This is a genomic window from Bradyrhizobium lablabi (assembly GCF_018131005.1).
Lineage (GTDB): Bacteria > Pseudomonadota > Alphaproteobacteria > Rhizobiales > Xanthobacteraceae > Bradyrhizobium > Bradyrhizobium lablabi_D.
The window spans coordinates 279578-301368 of the sequence record NZ_JAFCJK010000004.1 but is presented as its reverse complement, the minus strand read 5'-3'; the positions used below and the strand labels follow the sequence as shown (position 1 = coordinate 301368).

The 21791-nt window shown below is 63.8% G+C and carries 19 protein-coding genes and 1 pseudogene; 14 read left to right on the top strand and 6 right to left on the bottom strand.

What is annotated here, in order from left to right; all coding sequences use genetic code 11:
• Nucleotides 1–22 precede the first annotated feature (22 nt).
• From JQ553_RS14450 to JQ553_RS14425, 6 genes are all read left to right on the top strand, one after another.
• Nucleotides 23–1093, top strand: a complete 1071-nt coding sequence (locus JQ553_RS14450) for a glycosyltransferase family 4 protein (protein WP_212500628.1) — start codon at nt 23–25, stop codon at nt 1091–1093.
• Nucleotides 1094–1381: 288 nt separating this feature from the next.
• Complete coding sequence (locus JQ553_RS14445) at nt 1382–2635, top strand: ABC transporter substrate-binding protein (protein WP_212500627.1); 1254 nt, start codon at nt 1382–1384, stop codon at nt 2633–2635.
• A 16-nt stretch (nt 2636–2651) separates the two neighbouring features.
• A complete protein-coding gene (locus JQ553_RS14440; RefSeq protein ID WP_212500626.1) occupies nt 2652–3521 on the top strand; it encodes a branched-chain amino acid ABC transporter permease in 870 nt (289 codons plus the stop codon).
• Entirely contained in the window at nt 3521–4507 is a 987-nt protein-coding gene (locus JQ553_RS14435; protein ID WP_212500625.1) for a branched-chain amino acid ABC transporter permease, read from the top strand. Before JQ553_RS14440 ends, JQ553_RS14435 begins: the two co-directional genes overlap by 1 nt.
• An 8-nt stretch (nt 4508–4515) precedes the next feature.
• Nucleotides 4516–5265 (top strand): ABC transporter ATP-binding protein, encoded by a 750-nt coding sequence (locus JQ553_RS14430; protein ID WP_212500624.1) that lies wholly within the window; start codon nt 4516–4518, stop codon nt 5263–5265.
• Nucleotides 5258–5962: an ABC transporter ATP-binding protein gene (locus tag JQ553_RS14425; RefSeq protein WP_212500623.1), complete on the top strand. Its 705-nt coding sequence runs from the start codon at nt 5258–5260 to the stop codon at nt 5960–5962. Before JQ553_RS14430 ends, JQ553_RS14425 begins: the two co-directional genes overlap by 8 nt.
• A 123-nt stretch (nt 5963–6085) precedes the next feature.
• Here the strand turns inward: JQ553_RS14425 and JQ553_RS14420 are convergent, their stop codons facing one another.
• The 3 genes and pseudogenes from JQ553_RS14420 to JQ553_RS14410 all read right to left on the bottom strand — a co-directional run bounded on the left by JQ553_RS14420 (nt 6086) and on the right by JQ553_RS14410 (nt 11189).
• Complete coding sequence (locus JQ553_RS14420; RefSeq protein WP_212500622.1) at nt 6086–8029, bottom strand: alkyl/aryl-sulfatase; 1944 nt, start codon at nt 8027–8029, stop codon at nt 6086–6088.
• A gap of 50 nt (nt 8030–8079) precedes the next feature.
• Nucleotides 8080–9899: pseudogene (locus JQ553_RS14415) on the bottom strand (flavin-containing monooxygenase).
• Nucleotides 9900–9944: 45 nt separating this feature from the next.
• A complete protein-coding gene (locus tag JQ553_RS14410) occupies nt 9945–11189 on the bottom strand; it encodes an acyl-CoA dehydrogenase family protein (RefSeq protein ID WP_212500621.1) in 1245 nt (414 codons plus the stop codon).
• A 106-nt stretch (nt 11190–11295) separates the two neighbouring features.
• Here JQ553_RS14410 and JQ553_RS14405 point away from each other — a divergent pair, with 106 nt between their 5' ends.
• Nucleotides 11296–12084 (top strand): IclR family transcriptional regulator, encoded by a 789-nt coding sequence (locus JQ553_RS14405; protein ID WP_212500620.1) that lies wholly within the window; start codon nt 11296–11298, stop codon nt 12082–12084.
• A 43-nt stretch (nt 12085–12127) separates the two neighbouring features.
• Nucleotides 12128–13111 carry a tripartite tricarboxylate transporter substrate binding protein gene (locus JQ553_RS14400; RefSeq protein ID WP_212500619.1) on the top strand — a complete coding sequence of 328 codons (984 nt, stop codon included), beginning with the start codon at nt 12128–12130 and terminating at the stop codon, nt 13109–13111.
• Nucleotides 13112–13219: 108 nt separating this feature from the next.
• Here the strand turns inward: JQ553_RS14400 and JQ553_RS14395 are convergent, their stop codons facing one another.
• Entirely contained in the window at nt 13220–14224 is a 1005-nt protein-coding gene (locus JQ553_RS14395) for an ABC transporter substrate-binding protein (RefSeq protein ID WP_212500618.1), read from the bottom strand.
• 100 nt (nt 14225–14324) lie between these two features.
• On the opposite strand from JQ553_RS14395, the gene JQ553_RS14390 reads away from it, so the two are divergent.
• The 6 genes from JQ553_RS14390 (at nt 14325) to JQ553_RS14365 (ending at nt 19590) form a co-directional block, all read left to right on the top strand.
• Complete coding sequence (locus JQ553_RS14390) at nt 14325–14981, top strand: TetR/AcrR family transcriptional regulator (protein ID WP_212500617.1); 657 nt, start codon at nt 14325–14327, stop codon at nt 14979–14981.
• Between the two features lie 137 nt (nt 14982–15118).
• The gene (locus JQ553_RS14385; RefSeq protein WP_212500616.1) at nt 15119–15889 is read left to right on the top strand and encodes an ABC transporter permease; all 771 of its coding nucleotides are present in this window, start codon (nt 15119–15121) and stop codon (nt 15887–15889) included.
• A gap of 15 nt (nt 15890–15904) precedes the next feature.
• Nucleotides 15905–16942 carry an NAD(P)-dependent oxidoreductase gene (locus tag JQ553_RS14380; RefSeq protein WP_212500615.1) on the top strand — a complete coding sequence of 346 codons (1038 nt, stop codon included), beginning with the start codon at nt 15905–15907 and terminating at the stop codon, nt 16940–16942.
• On the top strand, nt 16929–17753 hold the full coding sequence (locus JQ553_RS14375) for a GNAT family N-acetyltransferase (RefSeq protein ID WP_212500614.1): 825 nt from the start codon (nt 16929–16931) through the stop codon (nt 17751–17753). The genes JQ553_RS14380 and JQ553_RS14375 overlap by 14 nt, the downstream gene beginning before the upstream one ends.
• Nucleotides 17754–17761: 8 nt before the next feature.
• Nucleotides 17762–18817 (top strand): dihydrodipicolinate synthase family protein, encoded by a 1056-nt coding sequence (locus JQ553_RS14370; protein WP_212500613.1) that lies wholly within the window; start codon nt 17762–17764, stop codon nt 18815–18817.
• Complete coding sequence (locus JQ553_RS14365) at nt 18805–19590, top strand: ABC transporter ATP-binding protein (protein ID WP_212500612.1); 786 nt, start codon at nt 18805–18807, stop codon at nt 19588–19590. Before JQ553_RS14370 ends, JQ553_RS14365 begins: the two co-directional genes overlap by 13 nt.
• 32 nt (nt 19591–19622) lie before the next feature.
• On the opposite strand, the gene JQ553_RS14360 is transcribed toward JQ553_RS14365, so the two are convergent.
• Together JQ553_RS14360 and JQ553_RS14355 are read right to left on the bottom strand one after the other, a co-directional pair.
• Nucleotides 19623–20726 (bottom strand): ABC transporter ATP-binding protein, encoded by a 1104-nt coding sequence (locus tag JQ553_RS14360; protein WP_212500611.1) that lies wholly within the window; start codon nt 20724–20726, stop codon nt 19623–19625.
• A gap of 21 nt (nt 20727–20747) precedes the next feature.
• Nucleotides 20748–21773, bottom strand: a complete 1026-nt coding sequence (locus JQ553_RS14355) for an ABC transporter substrate-binding protein (RefSeq protein ID WP_249144276.1) — start codon at nt 21771–21773, stop codon at nt 20748–20750.
• Nucleotides 21774–21791 lie beyond the last annotated feature (18 nt).

The following is a 21791-nucleotide window of genomic DNA, read 5'->3' as shown; positions in this document are numbered from 1 at the left end:
CAAAACCAAAGGAGACGGAGAAATGCGCATCGCGCAGGTTGCCCCGCTGACGGAGGCTGTTCCCCCCAAACTGTACGGTGGCACCGAACGGGTCGTGCACTGGCTGACCGAAGAACTTGTCGCACTTGGACATGACGTCACTCTGTTCGCCAGCGGCGACTCCAAAACCTCCGCAAAGCTCGACGCGACCTGGCCCAAAGCCCTGCGCCTCGATGGGTCCGTCCGCGATCCCAACGCGCTGCACATGGTGATGCTCGAGCGTGTGCGGCAGAAATGTGATGAGGATGAATTCGACTTCCTGCACTTCCACCTGGATTATTATCCGTGGTCGCTGTTCGAACGGCAGCCGACGCCGTTTGTGACCACGCTGCACGGCAGGCTCGACCTTCCCGAGCACCAGCCGGTCTTCAACACTTTCCCTAAAATCCCAGTCATCTCGATTTCGAATGCGCAGCGCCGTCCGGTGCCGCAGGCGCATTGGGTGCGAACCATCCATCACGGCTTGCCCGAAAACCTGTTGACGCCGCAGCCGGCCAAGCCGTCCTATCTCGCCGTGCTCGGGCGCATCGCGCCGGAGAAGGGGGTCGACCGCGCGATCAGGATCGCAACCCGTTGCGGTATTCCCTTGAAGATCGCCGCGAAGGTCGATCGCGCCGACCAGGAATATTATGACGAGGTGATCAAGCCGCTGATTACGAGCAATCCGCTGGTCGATTTCATCGGCGAGATCAGCGACCGCGAGAAGCCCGACTTCCTGAGCAGCGCGATGGGACTGCTCGTGCCGATCGACTGGCCGGAGCCCTTCGGTCTCGTCATGATCGAGGCGATGGCCTGCGGCACCCCTGTGATCGCCTATAACCGGGGCTCGGTGCCGGAAATAATCGACGACGGCCTGACCGGCTTCATCGTCGAGGACGAGATCAGCGCGGTGTCGGCGGTCGGCCGTCTCGAAGCGCTCAACCGCACGGCGATCCGCAAGCAGTTCGAGACCCGCTTCACCGCGCGCCGCATGGCGCTCGACTATCTCGCCGCCTATCGGAGCCTGATGGATGAAGCGAAGCCGCGCTTCCACCTCGTGGCCAGCGCGGAATAGCCGTTGCAGCGGCCAATCGAGTGATCCGCCCGGCCCGTTGGCTTGTTCAGCCAGGCCGGTAGGGTCATTCGATTGTCAATAATGATTATCTAGAACCCTCCCTGCTCGATCGCTCGCGATACGTGGAATGCGTGATTGCTGCGGCGCACCGGCGAATTCGCTCAGCGTCAGTTGACCTGATATCGCCTTTGCGTTCGGTGAATTACGTGCTCTTATGCGCGCCGCTTGATCAAGAACAAGAAGCGAGCGGACGGAGCAACCGTGCCGTGGTCGCGCAGGGGGAACGCCATGACAGGGGATAACGAGCTATCGGCCATTAATAATGCGGCGCCGGCCAGAGGCGCGCAAAAGAAACTGAGCCGTCGCAAATTCCTGGTCCGGACCGGCGGTGTCCTCGCCGCGGGAGCCTTCGGGGCCGTCCCGCTGCGGGGCTGGGCGGCGGACCCGATCAATATCGGCGCGCTCTATCCGACAACTGGCAGCATGGCGCAGATCGGCGTTGGCTGCGTCGCCGCAGCCAAACTCGCGATCGAGATGGTCAACGAGGCCGGCGGCATCAAATCGCTCGGCGGTGCCAAGCTCAACCTCGTCGTGTCCGACGTGCAGAGCGACACCACGGTGACGCGCACCGAGACGGACCGCCTGATTACCGGCAACAAGCTGTCAGCGATCCATGGCTGCTATGCGAGCGCGCTGACATTGATTGCAAGCGAAGTTGCCGAGCGCGCCAAGGTGCCTTTGATCACGGGGTCGAGCTCCGATCAGCTCAACAAGGGCCGAACCTACACGTTCACACCCTTCGCCCGCGCCTCGCAGTTCGCCAAGGCGCAATTGCAGATGGCCAAGCTCGTCAGCGACCAGGCCAAAGTCGCCGTCATCTTCGAGAACACCGCCTTCGGCACGTCGACGTCGAACGGCCTGAAGGAACTGGCTCCGGGAGAAGGAGTCGAGATCGTGATGTTCGAGCCCTACTCCGCCGGCTTCACCGACGCGAGCCCGCTCATCAACAAGGTCAAGGCGTCCGGCGCCAACACCCTGTTCTCCATTTCCTATCTCAACGACCTCATCCTGATCGTGCGCACCGTCAAGCAGGTCGGCCTCAACGTTGCGATCAACGGCGGCTCGGGCGGCTTCGTGATGCCGGACTTCTATAAGAATGTCGGCAAGGCAGCCGAGGGCCTGCAGGGCGTCGCGCACTGGAATCATGACGTCAGCGAAGAGGCACAGAAAGTGAATGTCGAATTCAAGAAGCGAACCGGAGAATTCGCGTTCGAATATGCGGGCGGATTGGTAGCGCAGACATTCATGCTTGCCGATGCCCTCGAGCGGGCCGCCTCCGCCGATCCAAAAAAGGTCCGGGAAGCTCTCTCAACGCTGGACGTGTCCTCAGGCTATGCGGCGATGGCGCCCGGCGGCAAGGTCAAGTTCGGACCTGACGGCAAGAATGTCTATGGACGTCCGGTCGGCGTGCAATGGCAAAATACCGATCTGGTCAGCGTGTTCCCGAAGGAAGACGCCCGCGCGCCGTTGATGAAAACCTGAAGGCCGGCCTCAGCAGATGTTGGAGACACTGGTCCAGGCCGTGATCAACGGCCTGCTCATCGGCGGCATCTACGCGCTCGTCAGTATTGGCGTCACGCTGATCTTCGGCGTGGTCAAGATCGTCAATTTCGCCCAGGGCGAATTCGTGATGATCGGGATGTACATCTCGTTCTTCCTCGCCACCCAGTTCGGCGTCGATCCGCTGGTCTCGCTCGTCGTCTCGATGCCGGTGCTGTTCATTGCCGGCGTCCTGATCCAGCATTTCCTGATCCGCAGGGTGCTGGGACCGAACGACATGCCGCAGATCTTCCTGACCTTTGCGCTGTCGCTGCTGCTCCTCAATCTCTCGCTGATGTTCTTCACCGCGAACTACCGCACGGTCCATACGTCCTATTCGGACGAAGCGCTGCATCTCGGCGGCCTTTACATCCCCGTCGCCAAATTGATCGCCTTCGCGGTCGCGATGGCGTTGAGCGGCCTGCTCTGGGTGTTCCTGCACACCACCGACCTCGGCAAGGCGATGCGCGCGGCCTCGCAGAACCGAGACGTCGCGATGCTGATGGGAATCAATCCCAATCGGGTGTTCGCAGTCGCGTTCGGCGCCGCGTTGGCGCTCGCCGGCGCGGCAGGCTCGCTGTTGATGCCGTTCTACTCGGCCTATCCGTTTGTCGGTCAGGTATTCGTGCTGATGGCGTTCGTTGCCGTCGTACTGGGCACGCTCGGCAACGTCATAGGCGCGCTGATAGCGAGCTTGATGATGGGCGTGGCGGAATCGCTCGGCATCCAGTTCGTGGGCGCCGATTCCGGATTGATCGTGGTGTTCGCCATGCTCCTCCTCACGCTGGCGTTCAAGCCGAGCGGCCTTGGTGCCAGGAGGGGCCGCTGATGCAGGCGCCCGCCAAACTGACCTGGCTATGGTTCGCGATCGCCGGCGTGGTCATGATCGCCGTGCCCCAGATCATCAGCAGCTCGTTTGCGATCGACATTTTCATCCGCATCCTGCTGTTCTCCTTCATCGGGGTCGCTTGGAATCTGATGGGCGGCTATGCCAAGCAGCTCTCGCTCGGGCACGCCGCCTATTTCGGCCTTGGCGCCTACACCTCCACGATCATGCAGGTGAACTACGGAATCTCACCCTGGATCGGGATGATCGCCGGCGGCGTGGTCGCCATGCTGGCCAGCCTGCCGATCGGCTGGCTCTGCTTCCGCCTGCGCGGACCCTATTTCACCATCGCCACCATCGCGACCGCGCAGGTGTTGATGCTGATCTTCCTGAAGTTTCGCGATTTCGCCTGGGGTGCCGAAGGCACGACGATTCCAAACCTCGGCAGCGCTCCGCTGATGATGCAGTTCGAGACCAAGGCGTCGTACTACTACGTCGTTCTCGGACTTCTCGTCGTCGGGCTTTGGATCACCCATCTGATCGAGAAATCATGGATGGGGTACTATCTCGTTGCGATCGGCGAGGACGAGGATGCGGCTGAAGCCATCGGCGTCAATGCGCCGAAGATCAAGCGCGACATCTATCTGATCAGCTCGTTCCTGACCGCGCTCGCCGGGACGTTCTACACGCAGTACATCTATTTCATCGATCCCGCGACGGCCTTCAGCTTTAGCGTCTCGATCGAGGCCGCGCTGGTGTCGATCGTCGGCGGCATCGGCACACTGTGGGGCCCGGTGATCGGCACCGTGCTGCTGGAGACCACGTCGGCGCTGTTGCAGAGCTGGCTGGGCAGTTCGGTCGGCGGCATTCAGCTCACGGTCTACAGCTTGATCCTGATGGCCGTGATCCTGTGGCGCCCGACCGGACTCATCGGCGTCGCGACCGAGGCCTATCAACGCTATGTCCGGCGCAAGCCGGCACAAGCCTGAGGTGGGGGATGGCTGAAGCGCTGATCATCAGGGGTCTTAGCAAGCGCTTTGGCGGGCTGCGCGCCGTGCAGGATGTCAGTTTTTCGGTGCGGGAGAACGAAACGGTCGCACTCATCGGGCCGAACGGTGCCGGCAAGACCACGACCTTTCATCTCATCACGGGATTTCATCGGCCCGACTCCGGCTCGGTGCTCGCCTTCGGCCAGGAGGTCGTCGGCCTGCGGCCACATAGCGTCTGCGCCCTTGGCCTTGCCCGCACTTTCCAGGTCGCCAAGCCGTTTGGCGCGATGACGGTTCTGGCCAATGTGATGACCGGCGCCTTCCTGCGCGACCGGCATGTGGCCGCCGCACGGAAGAAGGCACTCGAGGCGATCGAGTTCGTCGGCCTTGGCGCCAGGGAGCGGACCGCCGCCAAGGACCTCACCACCATCGATCAGCGCCGGCTGGAGATGGCCCGCGCGCTGGCAACGCAGCCCAGGATATTGTTGCTTGACGAGGTGATGGCCGGGCTCAATCCGTCCGAGATCGATCAGGCGGTCGCGCTTGTGAAGAAACTGTCCACCAGCGGCCTGACCATCGTGATCGTCGAGCACGTGATGCGTGCGATCATGGCGGTCGCCCGCCACATCGTTGTGCTCGATCACGGCCAGAAGATCGCCGAGGGCGCGCCCAGGGACATCGTGGAGAATCCCGAAGTCATCCGCGCCTATCTCGGCTCCTACGTGCATCCGCAGCCGCCGGGAGACGCCCATGCTTGAGCTCGCGGGCGTCGGCGCGCGCTACGGTTCCGTCCCTGCCATCACCGACGTGAGCATCTCGATCGGCGAAGGCGAAGCCGTCGGCCTGCTCGGCGCCAATGGCGCCGGCAAGAGCACGACCTTGCGTGCCGTCTCCGGGCTCGTGAAATTGTTTGCGGGCAAGGTCACGTTCGACGGCATCGATCTCGCCGCACTTCCGCCATACCGGATCCCCGAGCTCGGAATCGCGCATGTCCCTGAGGGGCGCCAGGTCTTCCCGGAAATGACGGTGCAGGAAAATCTGGAGATCGGCGCCTATGTGCCGAAGGCCAAGGCGGACCGGCTGCGCACGATGGAGCTCGTCTATGGCATCTTCCCGCGCCTCGCTGATCGCAAGAAGCAGCTTGCCGGCACGATGAGCGGCGGCGAGCAGCAGATGCTCGCCGTCGGGCGCGGGCTGATGCTGAAACCGCGTTTGCTGATGCTCGACGAGCCCTCGCTCGGGCTCGCGCCCGTGATGACCGACGTGACCTTCGAGAAGATCGGCGAGATCCACAAGATGGGTACCGCGATTTTGCTGGTCGAACAGAATGTCAGCCGCGCGCTTTCGCTGGTGCAACGCGCCTATGTGCTCGAAAGCGGCAACGTGATCATGCACGGCAGCAGCACCGAGCTTGCCAACAACAAGCAGGTCCAGGCGGCCTATCTCGGGATTTAAGACCCGAGCGAAATCCGCAGGAGCTTGAGAGCACCGTCATTGCGAGCGAAGCGAAGCAGTCCATCTCCCGTCCCGGCGATGGATGGATTGCTTCGTCGCCGCGCAATGATGGCGAGGGTCCCGTCACGTCACCACCGTCCGCTTCGGTTCGACGATCTCGAACATCCTCGGGAATTCATCCATCAGCAACATCAGTTCGCCAAACCATGCAGCATCACCACTGACCTCGATCCGGCCGGCGCCGACGGCTTCCGGAAACGTGGTCAGCTTGGCGATGACCTCGTCAAGCACGCTGCGCGGCAGCGTGAAGCCGGCCTGCGCATCGGTTGCCTGCGCACCAGCCACATAGGTCAGCGCCGAATTCTCCAGGTTGAGCACGAAGGTCTCGCCCGTATCGGTGAGATGCCAATTCAGCACAATGCGCTTGCCCTCGGCCTTGGGACCGTTGAGGCGAACTCCGAGCACGTCGAAGAGCTGCTCGGTGCGCAGCGCCGCAAGCGTCTCGCGCGGCATCGGCGAGCGCGGCGGCGCCTTCGGCATGCCCTGCCGCAGCTCCTGGGCGCCGAACAGATAGGCATTGCGCCAGGTCGAACTCTCCGCGGCGTAGCCGAGCTGCTCGAACGTATCGGCGAGCAGCGCGCGGGCCGCCCGATTGTCCGGGTCGGCAAACACGAGATGACTCAACGCCTGCGCCACGAAGCGGAATTCGCCCTTGGCGAAATCCCCGTGCGCGCGCTCCAGGATCGCCTCGGCGCCCCCCATATATTCGACGTACTTCTTGCCCGACTCGACCGGCGGCAGCGGATCGAGATTGACCGGGTTGGCGTCGTACCAGCCGAGATACTTCTGGTAGATCGCCTTCACGTTATGCCTGATGTGCCCGTAATAGCCGCGACCGTGCCAGGCACCTGCGAGACTTTGCGGCAGGCGGATGGTCTCGGCGATCTCAGCGGCCGTCAATCCGTGGTTCATCAGGCGGATGGTCTGGTCGTGGGCATATTTGTAGAGATCGCGCTGCTCGCGGATCATGGTGTCGATCCGCTCCTTCCCCCACACCGGCCAATGATGCTGGCCGCACATTGCCTCGGCCTTCCCGCCCCACATCTGCAGGGCCTCGCCGAGATACTTTGACCAGGCCAGCGCATCGCGCACATCGGCGCCGCGGAACGGCAGCAGATTGTGGAAATTGTGTGTGCAGTTTTCCGCGAGGTTCAACAGCCTGTAGCGCGGGATGAAGAAATGCATCTCCGCCGGAGCCTCGCTGTTCGGGGCCATCTGGAATTCGAACTCGACGCCGTCGATGATGCGCTTGTCGCCCGTCGAGATGATCAGGTCGGTCGGGCGAAGCAGTGCCACCGCGCCTGCCGCCATGGTCTTGCCGAGCCCGCAATCGACATGACCGCGCACGCCCTTGGCGAGGAACGGCCCGAACTGGTATTGCGCGCGGCGCAGCATCGCCGGTCCCGCGATGATGTTCTCCGAGACCGCGTGCTCCATGAAGAAATTCGGCGCGATGATCGGCACGCCGCGCGACAGCATGTCGTCATCGATCACGCCGCGCGCGCCGCCCCAATGATCGGTGTGGGTGTGGGTGAAGATCACGGCCACAACCGGCCGCTTGCCGCGGTGCCGGAAATAGAGCTCGATCGCGGCGCGTGCGCCCTCGATCGAAGTCAGCGTATCGACCACGATCACGCCCTTGTCGCCCTCGATCAGCGTCATGTTGGCGATGTCGAGGCCGCGGACCTGGTAGACGCCAGGCACCACCTCGAACAGGCCATGATGCATGTTGAGCCGCGACTGCCTCCACAGGCTGGGATCGACGGTCGGCGGCGCCTGCTTCTCGGACAGGAAGCCATAGGGCTCGAGGCTCCAGACCACCCGGCCCTGCGCTGATGTGATGCGCGCATTCTCGATCGTGCCGAGGAAGCCGCGCGCGGCGTCGTCGAAATCGCGCGTGTCGGAGAATGGCAGTGCCTGCAGCGTCGCGGCACGCAGCGCGATGACGGACGCGGATGCAGCCTTCGGGCCTTGCTCAGACTTTTCACTCGCGATTGTGTCGGTCATACTTGCGCACTCCCTGGCATGACAACGATCGAATCCTGATCGGGCTTCAATCAACGAAACTGCACACCTTCGAACTGCCCGCTGTTACGCCAGCCGTCGATGTATTTGAAATAGGCCGACGCGCCGGCGGGATGGCCGACATTGAGACGGGCGGCCGGCCCGGGTTCACGGCCCTCGTTGTTGTAGTAGCCCGGCGTGCAGTCGGGCGAACCGATCATCCGTCCGGCGCCGGTGAGCAGAAGCTCGATCCAGCGCTCTTCCGCGTCCTTCGTGACCTCGATCTGCCGAAAGCCGTTCGCCCGCGCATGGCGGACCATCAGCGCGATCGTCCGCGCAGCTTCGGTCAGATTGTGCGGCACGTTGGAGATGAGGTTGGCGCCCTGGGTCGGCTGCACGAAGAACACGTTGGGGAAGCCATGCACGTGGATTCCGTGCTTGGTGCGCATCCCCTCGGACCAATAGTCCGACAGCTTGATGCCGTCGCGTCCCGTGAGATCGAAGCCGGCGCGGCGCTTGTACGCGGTGCCGACCTCGAAGCCGGAGGCATAGATGATGCAATCGAGCACGTATTCCTTGCCGGCGACGACGACACCGCGCTCGGTGACCTCATCGAGGCCCTTGCCGTCGGTGTCGACCAGATGCGTGCCCGCCGTATTGAATGCCTGCAGATAGGTATCGTGGAAGCATGGCCGCTTGCAGAGCTGGCGATACCAGGCCTTCAACCTCGCAGCCGTCTCGCGATCTTCGACGATGCTGTCGACCCGGGCGCGGATTTCTTCCATCTTCTCGAAGTCGGAATCCTCGAACGCTGCAAGCATGTTTTGCGGCGTCCTTTGCTCGCGCGGCAGCAGCAGCACCTTCTCCCGGATACGGCGGGACAAATCGGTCCAGCCGTCCTGCACGAGGTCCTCGTTTGCCGAACCGCCAGCCTGGTTGGCCGTGAAATTCTCGAGCCAGCGCTGTTGCCAGCCCGGCGTGGCGATCCCGGAGAACCAGTCGGGATCGATTGGCGCGTTGGCGCGCACGTCGACCGAGGATGGCGTGCGCTGGAACACGTACAGTTCCTTGCAGGCACGCGCGAGGTGCGGCACACACTGCACGGAGGTCGCACCTGTCCCGATGATGCCGACGCGCTTGTCGGCGAGCTTTTCCATCAGCAGCCCCGAGGGATCGCCGCCGGTGTAGTCGTAATCCCAGCGGCTGGTGTGGAACGAGTACCCCATGAAGCGCTCAATGCCGGGAATGCCAGGAAGCTTTGGCACGTGCAGCGGGCCGGTACCGATGCCGACGAATTGCGCGGTGAATGCGTCGCCCCGGTTGGTGCGAATGATCCAGCGCGATTGCGCCTCGTCCCAATCAAGGCTCACGACCTCGGTGTGAACAGAGCATTGTCGTAGAGGCCGAATTGCTTGCCGATCCGCTGGCAGTGCGCGAGGATCTCGGGCGCGTGCGCATATTTCTCCGACGGCATGTAGCCGGTCTCTTCCAGGAGCGGCATGTAGACCATCGACGCGGTGTCGCATTGCGCGCCGGGATAGCGGTTCCAGTACCAGGTGCCGCCGAAATCGCCGCCCTTCTCGACGATGCGGATATCCTCAATGCCAGCCTCCGAAATCCGCGCTGCCGTGGCCAATCCGGCAAAGCCGCCGCCGATGAAGGCGAAGGTGACGTGGTCGGCTTTCGGCGCACGCGGGGCGACGGGGCTGTAGGGGTCGTCGAGATAATGCGCCAGCTGTCCCCTGACCTGCAGATACTGGTCATTGCCATCCGGACGCAGCCGCTTGTTGCGTTCCTCCAGATATTTCTGGCGCAGTCGCTCCTTGTCGATCCAGGGGGCGTGCTGATCCCGGGGCTGATCCGTCGTCGTCATCACAAGGTGCCTCTGATGGAAATCGGCGGGCCACTCTGGCGTCGCTCAGGCGGGGCGTGCGGAGAGATAGGGAGAGTTGGCAATCGACCATTCCGGCATCGGCTCCATGCGGAAAATCTGGCGCAGATGCACCTCGTCGGGTCCGTCGCCGATCCGCAGCAGCCGGCCCCAGGCCATAGCCTGGTGGATCGGCGTATCCTCCGAGCCGCCCATCGCGCCGAACACCTGCATCGCACGGTCGGCGATCTTTTGCAGCATCGCGGGCACCGCAACCTTGATCAGCGAAACGTCGCGCCAGGCGCCGTGATGGCCGGCCTGGTCGAGCCGCCAGGCGCAGCGCCAGGCGAGCAGGCGCGCCTGCTCCAGCTCGACGCGGGACTCCGCGATCCAGCGCTGGATAGTGTCATACTGAATGACCGTGCGCCCGAACGCGGAACGCTCTGCCGCTCGTACCATCATCAGCTCGATCAGCAGCTCGCAGAGCCCGATCGAGCGCATGCAGTGATGGATACGCGCAGGCCCGAGCCGGATCTGCGCGACCTTGAAGCCTTCGCCCTCGGCACCAAGCAGATTCTCCGCTGACACTCGGACATTCTCGAATGTGAGCTCACCGATCGGGGCGACGTGATCCTCGCAGCCCATCCAGCGCAAGCGCCGCACCAGCCGAACGCCGGGCGCATCCATCGGCACGAAGATGCAGGAATGCCGGCTCGTCCGCTCGGCGCCCGCATCCGTCACGCCCATCACGATCAGAAAGCCGCAGCGTGGATGCGCGGCGCCGGTGATGAACCATTTGCGCCCGTTGATGATGTAGTCGTTGCCGTCGCGCACCATCCTGGTCGCGATGTTGGTGGCGTCGGATGAGGCGACGTCGGGTTCGGTCATGCCGAAGGCGGAGCGCGTCTCGGCGTTCAGCAAGGGCCGCAGCCAGCGCGCCTTCTGCTCCGGCGTCGCACAGTTCTGCAGCGCGATCATGTTTGGTACGTCGGGCGCCTGGCAGTTGAAGACCTCCGGCGCCCAGAACAGCCGTCCCATGATTTCGGCAAGCGGCGCATAGTCGAGGTTCGAGAGCCGCGTGCCCGGCTCGTCATCGGCAAGCTCGGGCAGCCCGAGATTCCACAGGCCCGCCGCGCGCGCTTTCCGCTGCAGCTCGGCCATGAAGGGCGGCGTATCGCCGTGATCGCGGACATGTTCGAGCCAGGCGCGGTGGCGCGGCAGCACCTCCGTCTCGAAGAAGCCCAAGAGCTTCCTCCGCCACTGCTCCGATCGCCCGGACAGCTCGAAATCCATGCCGCCTCCCGTTCTGCGTGGCGTGGAGATAACCCTATGTCGACACCTTTTGCAAATTCATTCCGACATATTGACAACAATGGCGCACTGACGTCATTATTTTTGCATGACCGTGCCTCTCGCTGCCGAAACCCAGGCCGACCCGTCCTTCGCGACCACGCTGGCCCATGGGCTCGACGTGCTGGCCGCCTTCCGCAACCACGCCGGTTCGCTGTCCAACGCCGAACTCGCCCACCACACCGGCCTGTCGCGGCCGACGGTGTCGCGGCTGACCTACACGCTGGAGCAACTCGGCTATCTCAAGCGCGACACCAAGGGACGCTTCTTGCTCGGCCTCGGCGTACTCGCAGCCGCCTACCCGGTGCTGTCAGCCTTGAAGGTCCGCCAGCTCGCGCGTCCCCTGATGCGCGACTTCGCGGCTTACGCCGGCGGCACCGTGTCGATCGCGATGCCGTTCGGCCTCGATTTCATCTATGTCGAAACGCTGCGCACCACCGACGCTGTGCCGCACGTGCCCGATGTCGGCTTTGTCAGCTCGCTGGCGCCGACCGCGGTCGGGCGCTCGCTACTGTCGCTGTTCACAAGAGAAGAGCTCGACGGCTACGTCGCGCGCGTGAAGGCCGAGCGCCCCGACGAGTACGATTACGTTCAGCGGCGCACGCTGCCCGACATCGAGCTCTGCAAGGAGCGCGGCTTCGCCATTTCGCTCGGCGAATGGCGCCGCGAGATCTTTGGCGTCGCAGCACCGCTCTATCGCACGCCGAACGGCGAATGCCTGTCGGTCAATTGCGGCATCCCCTCATTCCGATTCAGCGCCGAGCAGATCGAGCGCGAATGCGGTCCGCGCATCCTCGGGCTCGCCCGCAGCATCCGCTCGCTGGTGGCAAACGTTTAAGATACGCATCGCTCGAACGATGCAGCGCAAATGGGAGGGAGACATGCGCGGCATGACAACCGCGATTGCTTTGCTCGTGAGCTTGGCAGCGGCGTTGTTTGGCAGCAGCACGGGCGCTCGCGCGCAGGACAATTACCCGAGCCGGCCGATCCATATCATCGTGCCCTGCCCCGCCGGCGGCATCGTCGACATCGTCGCCCGCGCCGTGACCGAACAGGTCGGCCGCGACTGGAAGCAGACCGTCGTGGTGGAAGCCCGACCCGGTGGCAACAGCAATATCGGCACCGCTGCCGTCGCGCGCAGCGAGCCTGACGGCTACACCTGGCTCGTCACCGGCCCCGCGGTGCTGGTCAATCCCGGCCTTTACAAGGACGCTGGCTGGAGCGCGATGAAGGATTTCAAATGCGTCGGGCTGGCCGTCTGGAATCAAAGCGTCGCGCTGGTGCATCCGTCGATGCCGGCGAAGACCATCGGCGAGTTCGTCGAGCTGGCGCGAGCCAAGCCCGGCCAGTTCAATTTCGGAAATCCCGGCACCGGATCGTCGATCGACCTCAGCGCGCAAAAGCTGTTTCAGGTCGCCGGCATCACGCTGACCAATGTCGGCTACAAGGGGCAGCCGCAGGCCCTGATCGACCTGATGACCAATCTCATGCATTTCGAGATCGTCTCGCTCGAACTCGCAGTACCGCATATCAAGGCCGGCAGCGTGAAACCGCTCGCCGTCTTTACCAACAAGCGCGTCGCCGATCTTCCCGAAGTTCCGACAATTGCGGAAGCAGGCTTTGCGGAGGCCGCCTACGTGCCCTGGTACGGCATCTATGTCGCAGCCGCGACGCCGGTGCCGCTGCTTGCGAAGATCAATGCTGCCATCAACAAGGCTCTGCTGAATCCCGACGTCCAGCGCCAGCTAGCTGTCGCCAACATCCCGGGCAAGCCGATGTCGCTGGACGAGCTCGCCGCGCTGATGAAGACGGATCAGGAGAAGCTGACGGCGGTGGTCAAGACGGCAGGGATGGCGCTGCAGTGAGCGGGATCGTCATGACCGGGCCCGTTCCGGCCTCCCACGTCTTCCTTGCGACGCCACGGGGTGGATGGCCGGATCAAGCCCGGGCATAACCGGAGGACAAACCACTCCTCACTTCTTCACCTTGCCGGCATCCATCTTGATGCCGCCGTCCAGCATCTTTGTCGAGAACGCCGTATTGACGTCGAACGGCTTCTCCATGCCGAGATAGGTCTGGACCAGTTCATAGTCCTTCTTCATGCGTTCGCCGTCGATCCAGCCGAGCGCCTTGGTCGTGGTGAACTCGTCCGTCATCAGGAACTTGATGCGCTCCCACTGCCGCTCCTGGTTCTCCTTGTCGAGACCGGACACCTGGTCGAGCAGCGCCCTCAGGCAGGGCGCGACATCGGCGACGCAGGCCGCATAGGCCTTCTGGGTGATCCGCACGAACTCTTCGACCAGCTTCGGATTCTTCTCCAGAAAGGCACCGTTGACGATCAACGAATTGCCGTATGGATTGAGGCCGATATCCTTCCAATTGACATAGCCGAGGTCGGCTCCGAACTCGATCACCTTCAGATCGTGCTCGTTGTAGAAGTCGCTGATGATATCGACGGTGTGGCTCTTCAAGGCCGCGATCTTCGCGGTCGGTCCGACATTGACGAAGCTCACGGCATCAGGCGCAATGCCGGCGGCCTTGGCGAAAGCCGGCCACATCACGCGCGAGGCGTCGCCCGGCGGGTTGCCGATCTTGTGGCCGACAAAATCCTTCGGCCCGTTCACGCCGTAGCTCTTCAGCCAGTAGAAGGTCTGGCCGGTGTTGGCATAGATGCTCATCAGCGCAACGACGTCGGCGCCCTTGCTCTTCGCTACCAGCATGGTCGCGAGATCGGCAATGCCGAACGGCGAACCGCCCGAGCCGACCTTCAGCGCGGAGACGCCGGAGCCCTTGCCGACCTCAATGGTAAGGTCGATGCCGGCCTTCTCGTACCAGCCCTGCGACTTCGCATAATAGAACGGCGAATGGTCCGCGGTCGGCGTCCAGTTCAGGGTCAAATTAACCGCCTCGCCGGCCTGCGCGGGCACCGACGCCATCGCCAGTACGGCGGCCAACGCCGCCCGTCTCAAACCTCTCATCGCAATTCTCCTCAAGCCACAACCCGGCCTTGTCGTCGCTCGCCCCTGACGCTACCAATGCAACAGAGGACAAGACGAATTGTCAACTGTTTGGTTGGAAATGCTCAAGAGATCAGTCAAGAGGCAAAAGGACATTAAGCCGCAGCGCCGCGACCCCGTCGCCACGCGGCGCAAGCTCCTGACCGCCGCGCGTCGCGAATTCGCACAGAACGGGCTCGCCGGAGCCCGGGTCGACGAGATCGCGGCGCGCGCCGGCGTCAACAAGCAGCTCGTCTACCACTATTTCGGCGACAAGGACGCGCTGTATCTGGCGGTCCTCGAATGGGTCTATGAGGAAATCCGCACCCAGGAGCGAAAACTCAATCTCGAAGGCCTGCCGCCCGAGCGCGCGATCAAGGCGCTGATCGAAGCCTCGTTCGACCACCTCGCCGCGCATCCCGATTTCATCGTGCTCCTGAACGACGAAAACCGAGGCGGCGCGCGGCACGTGCGTGGCTCCCGCAAGCTCGAAGCCATGCATTCGCCCTTGGTCAGCATGGTCTCCAAGATCCTCGGCGAGGGCATCCGCGCCGGCATCTTCCGCCGGGGCGTCAACCCGGTGCACCTCTACATTTCGATCGCGGGGCTGAGCTACTTCTTCTTCTCAAATACGCCGACGCTGTCGGCGATCTTCGGTAGGGACCTGTCGAGCCCGGCCGAGAAGCGCGCGCGGCGCAAGCACGTCGTGGACCTCGTTATGCAGTCGCTGCGGCCTTGACGCCGCTTCATCCTTTGGTCCGCTCGCAACGACGGTGTGCTCCGATTAATCAACCAGATGGTTGAAAGATGCATCGAGGCGGGCTAGGCTGGCATGGCGCGCCTCGGGGAGAAAAGGCGCGATTTGGGAGTATCGAGGTGTTCAGCGACAGAGGACGGTCCGCACAGTCTTTTGCGATCATCCTGATCGTGCACCTCGCCGTGATCGTGCTCTGGCAGGTCGCGGTCGATGCCTTCCAGATTCCGCGATTCATCCTGCCCTCGCCGCTGGCGACCGTCGCGACGCTGGGCGCCGCGAAATACGCCTGGCTGCCGAACCTGCTGGTCACCGCGGCCGAGATCCTGGGCGGCTTCTGCCTCGGCGCCCTGGTCGGCGTGGCGCTCGCCGTGATCTTCACATGGGCGCCGCTGGTCAGCCTCCTGCTGCTGCCGCTGTTCGTGACTTTGAACATGATCCCGAAGGTCGCACTGGGGCCGCTGTTCATCGTCTGGTTCAGCTACGGAATTTTCCCGAACATCCTGATAGCGTTTTCCATCTGCTTCTTCCCGATCCTGCTGACAACCGCGCGGGGCCTAAGCGAGGTCGAGCCCGATTTGCTCGATCTCGTCAAATCGCTGCGCGGCTCGCGCTGGACATTGTTCCGCAAGATCCAGCTACCGGGCTCGTTACCCTACGTGTTCTCGGGGATGAAGGTCGGCGCTATCCTCGCCGTCGCCGGGGCGATCGTCGGCGAGTTCATCGCCTCCGAGCGGGGCCTCGGCTATCTCATGATCCAGGTGCAGTCCTCGCTCGACACGCCGGCCATGGTGATGGCGGTCGTGCTGCTGACGTTGCTTGGCGTCGGGCTCTACGGCCTCGTGCTCGGCCTCGAGCGGCTGTTCGTGGTCCGCGACGTCAGGCTGCAATGACAACAGGGACGGAACATGCTGCTCGCGCGTGACAATCTGCCTGATATCATCCCCGACACCGCTGCCCTCGACGAGTTGCTGTGCCGGCCGAGCCAGGCGCTGATCGACGATCTTCGCAGCGTGGACGGCGACATCATGATCCTCGGCGTCGCCGGCAAGATGGGTCCGACGCTTGCGGGACTGGCCAAGCACGCGCTGCCCGAGCGGCGGGTGATCGGCGTTGCGCGCTTCAGCGACGCGAGCGTGAAGGACTGGCTGCAGGCCCGTGGCATCGAGACCATCAATTGCGACCTGCTCGACGAGGCCGCGATCAAGGCGCTGCCAAGAAGCCCGAACGTCATTTTCATGGCGGGGCGCAAGTTCGGCGCCGAAGGCGACCTGTCGCTGACCTGGGCGATGAACGCGCATGTGCCTGCGCTGGTCGCGCAGGCCTTTGCCGGCTCGCGGATCGTCGCGTTCTCGACCGGCTGCGTCTATCCGTTCGTTCCGGTCGACGGCAAGGGTTCGGATGAGGCCATGGCGCCGAACCCGCCCGGCGAATACGCACAATCTTGCGTCGGGCGCGAGCGCATGTTCGAGTATTTCTCCCGCAAGTTCTCGACGCCGGGCCGGTTGTTCCGCCTCAACTACGCAATCGACATGCGCTACGGAGTACTGCACGACATCGCGAGCAAGGTGCTGAACGGGAAACCGATCGACGTCAGCCTGGGCCATGTCAATTTCATCTGGCAGGGCGATGCCTCCGCACAGGCGCTGCGGTGTCTCGCTCATTGCGACGTGCCGACCTCGCCGATCAATGTCAGCGGCCACGAGATCCTCGCGGTGCGCGACCTCGCCGCCAGGTTTGGCGAGTTGTTCGGCCGCGCGCCGATGATTGTCGGCAAGGAAGAGCCGACGGCCTGGCTCACAAATACCTCGCAGGCCGTGCATCTGTTCGGCGTGCCGATCGTCGATACCGATCGCCTGATTACGTGGACCGCCGACTGGGTCGCCCGCGCGATGCCGAGCCTCGGAAAGCCCACCAAATACGAGGTGCGCGATGGCCGGTACTGACGACCTCGCGATCGTCGAACTCAGCGTCGACGACGCGCAGGCCGGTCTTGCGCTGTCGGCCGAGGCACACTGGAACCAGAACGAAGCCGACTGGCGGTTCTTTCTCAGTCAGGGCATCGTGCTCGGCATGCGCGATCGGGACCACCTGATCGCCACGGCGGCGCTATTACCCTACTCTGCCGGCAATGCCTGGATCAGCATGGTGCTGGTCACCGCCAAATGGCAACGCCGCGGCATCGCGACTCGCCTGGTCGATGCGTGCCTGGTCACGGCGAAGAGGCGCGATCTCACGACCTGGCTCGACGCGACGCCCGCCGGCGCAGCAGTCTACGGACCGCTCGGCTTCACGCCGACGCTGGAACTGCGCCGGCTTCGCCTGACGGCTCCCGCGCAGGAAGCGAACACCCGAGCGCCGCCGGCCGGCAATCTGGATGACCTGATCGTGCGGGACCAGCGCACCATCGGTTTTGACCGCGAAATGCTGCTCCGGGAGTTCAGCGAGCGCGCCGGCTCGCGCCTCGTGTCCGCGGGCAGTGCAATGGCCCTCATTCGCGACGGCCGGGTCGCGCGGCATGTCGGGCCGTTGTTCGCGCAGGATGCCCCAGCCGCCGTGGCACTGGTCGACGCCGTTTCGCAATCCGAGACACGGCCGCTGATCATCGACGCCGTGCATTCGCAGGCGGATTTCATCAAGGGCCTCACCGCGTCCGGCTGGGCCATCGAACGGCCGTTCCAGCGCATGCGGTTCGGCCGTCCGACCACGCAAGGCGCCGAGCCGCCGTTTGCCGTCGCTGGCCCGGAATTTGGATAGGACACGCCATGCATCATAGCGAGATCAAGTCCGAGATACGCAAGCTGATCGCCGACGGCACGGTGCTGCCCGCACACCCGCTCGCGCTCGATGCGAACCGCAAGCTCGATACCAGGCATCAGCGCGCACTGACGCGCTACTACATCGACGCCGGCGCGGGCGGGCTCGCGGTCGGCGTCCACACCACGCAGTTCGCGATCCGCGACGTCGGCCTCTACAAGCCGGTGCTCGAACTCGCCGCCGAGACCGCCGCAAGCTGGACGAAACGGCCGCTTGCGATGGTCGCGGGTCTCGCCGGTCCAACCAGCCAGGCGACTGCGGAAGCCGGTGTGGCGCGCGGCATCGGCTATCACGCCGGCCTGCTCAGCCTCGCCGCGATGAAATCGGCCTCCGAGGACGAGATCATCGCTCATTGCGAGGCAGTTGCGCGGGAGATTCCGCTGGTCGGCTTCTACCTGCAGCCGGCGGTCGGCGGCGTCATCCTCAGCGCCAATTTCTGGCGGCGCTTTGCGGCAATCGACAATGCCATCGCGATCAAGATCGCCCCGTTCAACCGCTACCGCACGCTCGACGTGCTGCGCGGGGTGGCAGCGGCAGGCGCGCTCGACCGCGTCGCGCTCTATACCGGCAATGACGACCATATCCTGCTCGACCTCACCCTGCCGTTCGACCTGCGCGACAACGGTGTGACCACGCGCACCTATTTCAAGGGCGGCCTGCTCGGCCACTGGTCGGTCTGGACCGCAAGCGCCATCAAGCAGTTCGAGATGTGCAAGGCGGCGCGGCACAAGGACATGGTGCCGGCCGAGTTGCTTGCGCTCGATGCCCGCGTGACCGACTGCAACAGCGCTTTCTTCGACGTCGCCAACAATTTCCACGGCTGCATCGCCGGTTGCCACGAGATCCTGCGGCGCCAGGGGCTGATGGAAGGCATCTGGTGCCTCGATCCCGACGAGGGCCTGAGCCCCGGCCAGATGGCCGAGATCGATCGCGTCTGCCGCGAGCACGCCGATCTCTCCGACGATCCCTTCGTCGTCGCCAATTTGCAGAAATGGCTGGCATGACGGCGGAGCCGTTCATCAGCCTGCGCAACGTCCGCAAGGTTTATCGGTCGAAGGGCGCCGAATTCCTCGCGGTGTCCGACGTCACCATGGACGTACAGGAAGGTGAGCTGGTGTCGCTGGTCGGTCCGTCCGGCTGCGGCAAGACCACCGTGTTGAAGATCCTGGCCGGCCTGCATGGAGCCGATGGCGGTACCGTGAAGATCGGCAATACGACGACGCCGTTCGATCCCGCGCGCGATATCGGCATGGTGTTCCAGCAGGCGCTGCTGTTGAAATGGCGTACCATCCTCGACAACGTGCTGCTGCCGGCCGAAATCGTTGGTCTGCCGATCAAGGCGGCGCGCGAGCGAGCGCGCGACCTGCTGCGGCTGGTCGGCCTCGCCGGCTATGAGGCTAAGTATCCGCAGCAACTCTCCGGCGGCATGCAGCAGCGCACCGCGATTGCGCGCGCGTTCGTGCATGATCCCAAGTTGATCCTGATGGACGAGCCGTTCGGCGCGCTGGACGCGCTGACGCGAGAGCAGATGAACCTCGAAATGCTGCGCATCTGGCGCGAAAGCGGCAAGACTATCATCTTCGTCACGCACAGCATCCAGGAAGCCGTGTTCCTGGCGTCGCATTGCGCCGTGCTCACGGCCGGCCCCGCGCGGATGGCCGAATACTTCCCGATCGACCTCCCCTTTCCGCGCGACCTGCCGATCAAGACAACAGACGAGTTCGGCGCCTATGCGCGGCGGATCTATGCGAGCCTGGGATTAGGTGCGCACGCTTAGGATTGCGGATATCGACGATCGCCCAGCAATCGCTATTCATAGGGCGACGGTCCGGTGTCGCGATAGGCCCACAGGCATTCACGTGGCAGAGAGACCGGAGTCTCGACGCCGACTTCATGCCGGGCTGCCGTTCCAAGTTCGATCACCTCGAGCCGCCTGCCGAACAGTTCGATGCCGTAGGCCGTTTGCGTGCCCTGATAGCGGCGATCGAGCACTTTCGCCGAGAACGTGTTGGTGCCGTCGTGGCGGCCTATCGCGACGTTTTCCGGCCGCAAGGCGACACGGACCTTCTGGTCCGGCCCAATCGCCTGAAACAGGGCAACCTCGCCCCGCCTGCCGTCGCCGAAATCGACCACGCCGAAGTCGCCGGAGCGCGCAACCAGCGTGCCTGCGAGTTCGTTTGTCGCGCCGGTGAAATTGGCGACGAACAGATCGGCCGGACGGTTGTAGATTGCATCTGGCGTATCCATCTGCAACAGCTTGCCGTCGCGCATGACGCCGATACGATCGCCGAGCACAACCGCCTCGGCCTGGTCGTGGGTGACGTAAAGCGCCGTCATGCCGGTCTGCTTGAGGATGACGCGGAGATCGTCGCGCAGCCGCAGGCGCAGCTTGGCATCGAGATTCGACAGCGGCTCGTCCAACAGCAGCAATTGCGGCCGATAGACGATGCTGCGCGCCAGCGCCACGCGCTGCATCTGCCCGCCTGACAGCGCCACCACCGGCCGGTCGGCATATTCGGAGAGGCCGACAAGCGTCAGCGCTTCCTCGACGTTGCGGTTGGCGTCACCGCGCGACATCGGCCGGTGCTTCAGCGGATAGATCACGTTCTGCCGCACCGTCATGTGCGGCCACACCGCGTAGGACTGGAACACCATGCCGAGATCGCGCGAGCGCGGCGGAACCAAAATGCCCCGTGCCGGCGAGGACACCACCCGGCCGGAGATGCTGATCTCGCCGCCGGTCGGATGCTCGAGCCCGGCAACACAGCGCAAGGTGGTGGTCTTGCCGCAGCCGGACGGCCCGAGCAACACCACGATCTCGCCCGCCGGGACCGCAAAGCTGACGCCATCGACGGCCGGACGGCCGACCGCGAACTGTTTTCTGAGCTCGGTGACCTCGAGCGTCGCCGTCATCGTTGCACCCGCGTCGCTTACTTACTGCCGGTATCCAAATGTTTTGTCCCAGTCGGAAACCCAGGCGCCGTGCAATTTCACGTAATCGTCGAACTTGGGGTACCAGACCTTGACCACCTTGGGATCGAACCCTTCAGGATAGGCTGGCGGCTCCTTCAGCGAGGTGAGATTGCCGAGCTCCTTGATCATGAACGTCTGCCCCTCCTTGGACAGGCACCAGTTCAGAAACAGCTTTGCCGCGTTGGGATGCGCGGCTGTCTTGGGAATGCCGGTGGCATAAGGGTTGACCGGCGAACCCTCGGGCGGAAAGAAGATCTCGATCGGCGCGCCGTCTTTTTTCTTCTGGTAGATCACGTTGTAGAGCAGCGGCCCCATCGCGACCTCGCCGCGCACGAGGGCATCCGCCATAGGCGCGCCGGAGGGATAGAGCACCGGATGGGTGGCCGCCTGCTTGGCCCAATAGTCCTCTCCCAACACCTGGCGCTCAAACATGATCCGCGTCCAGGTCGTGCCGCCGGACTGCGCGAACACCTGTCCCGTCATCTTGTCGTATTTCGACTGCGTCAGGTCCTTCCACGACTTCGGCGGATCCTTCACAAGCTCGGTGTTGTAGGCGATCGACCAGGCGATGGTGGCGCGCGGCCAGAGTTTTGGCGAGATCAACGCATCCTTGCTGTAATCGGCCGCGTTCGGCGGCGCATAGTCCTGAAACAGGTCTTCCAGCGGTTGCATCAGCGCGCGATCGGAGTGATCGACCACGTCGGCAATCAGCTTGCCGGCGGCGGCTTCCGTCTTCACGCGAGTAATGAGCTGGCCGCCGGGCGCGCGCACCATCTCGATCTTGATCTCGGGAAAGCGCTTGTTGAAGGCCTTGATGACCTGCTGCTCGATCTCGGCGAAATTGGCCGTATAGTAGACGAGCTTGCCTTCGGCCTTGGCGGCAGCGACCAGTTCCGGGGATCCGAACTCCTGCGCCTGCGCGACCGGCGCCAACGCGAGCGCCGCGACTCCGGCCAAGGCCAACGCGGTGAAAGTCCGTCTATCCATCGCCAATCCTCCCTCGCT

Excerpts from the sequence above, each read along its gene's own strand:
- JQ553_RS14365 (WP_212500612.1), top strand. The coding sequence starts at position 18,805 with ATGGCTGGCATGACGGCGGAGCCGTTCATCAGCCTGCGCAACGTCCGC.
- JQ553_RS14360 (WP_212500611.1), bottom strand. The coding sequence starts at position 20,726 with ATGACGGCGACGCTCGAGGTCACCGAGCTCAGAAAACAGTTCGCGGTC.
- JQ553_RS14395 (WP_212500618.1), bottom strand. The coding sequence starts at position 14,224 with ATGAGAGGTTTGAGACGGGCGGCGTTGGCCGCCGTACTGGCGATGGCG.
- JQ553_RS14375 (WP_212500614.1), top strand. The coding sequence starts at position 16,929 with ATGGCCGGTACTGACGACCTCGCGATCGTCGAACTCAGCGTCGACGAC.
- JQ553_RS14380 (WP_212500615.1), top strand. The coding sequence starts at position 15,905 with ATGCTGCTCGCGCGTGACAATCTGCCTGATATCATCCCCGACACCGCT.
- JQ553_RS14430 (WP_212500624.1), top strand. The coding sequence starts at position 4,516 with ATGGCTGAAGCGCTGATCATCAGGGGTCTTAGCAAGCGCTTTGGCGGG.
- JQ553_RS14370 (WP_212500613.1), top strand. The coding sequence starts at position 17,762 with ATGCATCATAGCGAGATCAAGTCCGAGATACGCAAGCTGATCGCCGAC.
- JQ553_RS14420 (WP_212500622.1), bottom strand. The coding sequence starts at position 8,029 with ATGACCGACACAATCGCGAGTGAAAAGTCTGAGCAAGGCCCGAAGGCT.
- JQ553_RS14450 (WP_212500628.1), top strand. The coding sequence starts at position 23 with ATGCGCATCGCGCAGGTTGCCCCGCTGACGGAGGCTGTTCCCCCCAAA.
- JQ553_RS14400 (WP_212500619.1), top strand. The coding sequence starts at position 12,128 with ATGCGCGGCATGACAACCGCGATTGCTTTGCTCGTGAGCTTGGCAGCG.
- JQ553_RS14355 (WP_249144276.1), bottom strand. The coding sequence starts at position 21,773 with ATGGATAGACGGACTTTCACCGCGTTGGCCTTGGCCGGAGTCGCGGCG.
- JQ553_RS14425 (WP_212500623.1), top strand. The coding sequence starts at position 5,258 with ATGCTTGAGCTCGCGGGCGTCGGCGCGCGCTACGGTTCCGTCCCTGCC.
- JQ553_RS14445 (WP_212500627.1), top strand. The coding sequence starts at position 1,382 with ATGACAGGGGATAACGAGCTATCGGCCATTAATAATGCGGCGCCGGCC.
- JQ553_RS14435 (WP_212500625.1), top strand. The coding sequence starts at position 3,521 with ATGCAGGCGCCCGCCAAACTGACCTGGCTATGGTTCGCGATCGCCGGC.
- JQ553_RS14405 (WP_212500620.1), top strand. The coding sequence starts at position 11,296 with ATGACCGTGCCTCTCGCTGCCGAAACCCAGGCCGACCCGTCCTTCGCG.
- JQ553_RS14390 (WP_212500617.1), top strand. The coding sequence starts at position 14,325 with ATGCTCAAGAGATCAGTCAAGAGGCAAAAGGACATTAAGCCGCAGCGC.
- JQ553_RS14440 (WP_212500626.1), top strand. The coding sequence starts at position 2,652 with ATGTTGGAGACACTGGTCCAGGCCGTGATCAACGGCCTGCTCATCGGC.
- JQ553_RS14410 (WP_212500621.1), bottom strand. The coding sequence starts at position 11,189 with ATGGATTTCGAGCTGTCCGGGCGATCGGAGCAGTGGCGGAGGAAGCTC.